General features: G+C 53.2%; 2 protein-coding genes. One reads left to right on the top strand and one right to left on the bottom strand.

The features are described from left to right. Nucleotides 1-146: 146 nt before the first annotated feature. Nucleotides 147-491 (bottom strand): Grx4 family monothiol glutaredoxin, encoded by a 345-nt coding sequence (locus tag AB5Y92_RS01255; RefSeq protein WP_005353650.1) that lies wholly within the window; start codon nt 489-491, stop codon nt 147-149. A 288-nt stretch (nt 492-779) separates the two neighbouring features. Between AB5Y92_RS01255 and sodB the strand changes: the two genes are divergently transcribed. Beyond that, nucleotides 780-1364, top strand: coding sequence for a superoxide dismutase [Fe] (gene sodB, locus AB5Y92_RS01250; protein ID WP_005334664.1), 585 nt, complete (start codon nt 780-782; stop codon nt 1362-1364). Nucleotides 1365-1520: the final 156 nt, after the last annotated feature.

The following is a 1520-nucleotide window of genomic DNA, read 5'->3' as shown; positions in this document are numbered from 1 at the left end:
CGCCGGATGCTGGAGCGTTACGGAAAAGGCGTAAATATCAAAGCCTGTTTGCATGAGGCGCTGGGGCGCCCCATGCAACACGTAATTGGGACATAACCAATAAAAAAGGGAGCCTATAAGGCTCCCTCTCGACAACACAGAACCGATTACTCAGCTGCAGCATCATCTTTCTTGTACTTGGCAGCAGTCTCTTTGATCAGAGCCTGCAACTCGCCAGCCTGAAACATCTCGATCATGATGTCACAGCCACCGATCAGCTCACCTTCAACCCACAGTTGGGGGAAGGTCGGCCAGTTGGCGAATTTTGGCAATTCGGCGCGGATATCCGGATTCTGCAGGATATCAACGTAGGCAAACGGCTCGCCGCAGGACATCAGAGCCTGGGAGGCCTGGGCAGAGAAGCCACAGCTGGGTAGCTTGGGGGAGCCCTTCATGTAGATGATGATGGGGTTGTCAGCCAGCTGCTGCTTAATCTTTTCAATAGTTTCCATAGGTGCCTCACTAGAGCGATTTCGGCGGCCATTCTACTGCAATCTTGCCCGAGCACAAACTGACAAAGGGGTGACCCGGCTCGAATTGTGCAAAGAACCCACACAGGATTGATCGCGATCATGGCGCCAATCAAGAGTTGTTAGGCCATCTTTGATACTGCTACAATCCCTTGGCTTTGGGCTACCCAGCCCCATCATTTTAAAAACAACTCTTTTCACATATAGAAAAGAGTACGCAATGTCTTGCAACCGTCGCCTTCGCACGGTCCAGCCAATGGAGAGTAGAAAATGGCATTCGAACTTCCCGCTCTGCCCTATGCAATCAACGCTCTGGAACCGCACATCTCCCAGGAAACTCTGGAATATCACCACGGCAAGCACCACAACACCTACGTGGTCAACCTGAACAACCTGGTGCCGGGTACCGAGTTTGAAGGCAAGTCTCTGGAAGAGATCATCAAGACCTCCAACGGCGGCATCTTCAACAACGCCGCCCAGATCTGGAACCACACCTTCTACTGGCACTGCCTCTCCCCAAATGGTGGTGGTGAGCCGACTGGCGCCCTGGCTGATGCCATCAACAAGGCATTCGGCTCCTTCGCCGAGTTCAAAGATGCCTTCACCAAATCTGCCATCGGCAACTTCGGTTCCAGCTGGACCTGGCTGGTGAAGAAAGCTGACGGCTCTCTGGCTATCGTCAATACCTCCAACGCTGGCTGCCCGCTGACTGAAGCCGGTACCACCCCGCTGCTGACCGTTGACCTGTGGGAGCACGCCTACTACATCGACTTCCGCAACCTGCGTCCGAAGTACATGGAAACCTTCTGGGCTCTGGTTAACTGGGAATTCGTGGCCAAGAATCTGGCTGCCTAAACAGCCTCGCTTGCCAAAACGCCCCGCACTGCGGGGCGTTTTTTTATCTCGATATGGCTGCGTGTCTAGTCCTGAAATAGGTTTACACATTTTCAACTAGCATTTCTCTACTCAGAACCCCCTATGTACCGCATCGGGGGTTCTGTATTTCAACGC

It is taken from the genome of Aeromonas sp. R1-1 (genome assembly GCF_040908495.1).
In the GTDB taxonomy this organism is placed as follows: Bacteria; Pseudomonadota; Gammaproteobacteria; order Enterobacterales; family Aeromonadaceae; genus Aeromonas; species Aeromonas veronii.
The sequence above is the reverse complement of the archived record's forward strand: the minus strand, read 5'-3'. Positions and strand labels throughout refer to the sequence as shown.